The sequence below is a fragment of the Pseudomonas sp. NPDC096917 genome (assembly GCF_044762555.1).
Taxonomy (GTDB): Bacteria; Pseudomonadota; Gammaproteobacteria; order Pseudomonadales; family Pseudomonadaceae; genus Aquipseudomonas.
Map to the genome: position 1 here is coordinate 1 of NZ_JBIWEO010000053.1, position 1,563 is coordinate 1,563.

General features: G+C 53.6%; 3 protein-coding genes. All 3 read right to left on the reverse strand.

Translation table 11 applies throughout. The features are described from left to right. Positions 1-203 (reverse strand): contractile injection system protein, VgrG/Pvc8 family (locus tag ACIQYF_RS23700; RefSeq protein ID WP_402866722.1); only part of this gene is annotated, 203 nt, incomplete at its 3' end. A 39-nt stretch (positions 204-242) separates the two neighbouring features. Further along, positions 243-899, reverse strand: a complete 657-nt coding sequence (locus ACIQYF_RS23705; RefSeq protein ID WP_402866725.1) for a GAD-like domain-containing protein — start codon at positions 897-899, stop codon at positions 243-245. Between the two features lie 9 nt (positions 900-908). Continuing rightward, on the reverse strand, positions 909-1,563 hold a 655-nt coding region (locus ACIQYF_RS23710; RefSeq protein ID WP_402866719.1), incomplete at its 5' end, for a DUF2169 domain-containing protein.

Below are 1,563 nucleotides of genomic sequence, written 5' to 3' on the forward strand. Positions count from 1 at the left end.
CTGAGGCGTTGCTCGAAGTCGTTCAGGCCATGGGCCTTGAGCACGGCGTCGAGGATGTGCGGCACCGTTTGCTGCTGGAAAATCCGCCAGTTGGAGCACAGCCGGGTACGAGCCAGCGCGGGTTCAACCACGGCGCTGTAGCGGGTGCGGCGAAAGCCGGTGATCTGGCCGTCAATGTTGTGAAAAGATTGACGGCATTTCAGACGTTAAATTGTGAGATGTGTGCCGTTTCCCTTTCTTGCCTATTTGATGAGCTTGTCAAAATCGATGTTGGAGAAAGGAAGAGTTGGACTGTCGAACTGACGCAGAATATGAAGGTGTGGATCCAGTTTAAGACGTCGAAGGTTATCCAATGTCGCGCTTCCACCCATGACGAGCGCAGGTTCAAAACCGTACATTTCATCGGGTTCAAGTGGGCCGTACTTCTTTACGGCGCGTTCAAATAGTAGTTTGCCGTTGGTGTCTTTGTAGTCGAAGTCTTCTGGTTCCCGAGAACCAAAGAATGATTGAATTGAAGAATCTTGGTCATGCAAAGATTTGGGTTTTAACTTGTTTTTCAACGCTAGTATTTCGTTATTCGGGCAAACAATAGTGACGCTTCTCCCGGTTTTCTCCCCACATAGATAGAGGCTGCCAAAGGCACGGCGTGCGATTACGTGGAAGTTGTCTATGTTGGCAAACGGAGTCTCCTCAAGCCAAACATCCACAATGTCCTCATATTCATCGGGGTTCACTGTCCACACTCGACCGTTCGCATATCCCGCCCAGCCTTCTTCACGCCAGTAAGTCATCAAGATGGGAGGAAGCTTGTCGACCCATCGAGCAATGGTGGTTTCTGGAACAGGCGTGCTGTAAGTAGCTTCGCCAAATTTCTCTATAAAGTATTCGAAATGGGGGATCTTTCATGTTTATTTCCCTTTTTTACCTGGAGGGCAGATTGTCAGTTCCACATTCATTATGTCTGAGCCATCGCCGCGAGCGACTGCCTTGTTGGCAGCATCTTCTAGTAGTTTTACTCGGCCTTTTTGCCCCCAGCTTCCGCCAATGGCGCTATTTGCGCCTTTATTACCCAAGGCTGATGGTTTAGGTTCATGCCAACCACCTCCCTCGGGGTGTTTGGCCCTATCCAGGTGCAACACCGGCGAGTCGGGCGCTTCGATTTGCGGTGCGGGCCGTTCACGCAGCGGCGCATCCAGTTTGAAACCCAACGCCTCCTGACGTTTTTCGATCCAGCCGCAGCCCAGTGGGTTGCTGTAGCAAACCTCATTGAGCAGGTACTCGGGGCTGTCCGGCTGCAACGGATGCTCGGGATTGCGCACCACACTGTTGCCGCCAAAGGCATACTCCCAGTGCAGTGGAACGCTGAGGGTGGGCTGCGGTTCGGTCAGTTGCCAGCCGCCGAACAAACTGTGTTTGAACTGGCGTGGTCCGGTGAAACGCAATGGCTTGTCCAGCAGGTTGCGGCGGGTCGGAGCATTGGCGCAGGCCTTTGCGGCGGCCATGCGCCGTGCTTGCCATTCCTGAAGCTGGTATTCGTTCAACGGTTCGCCGGGGCTCAGCGGC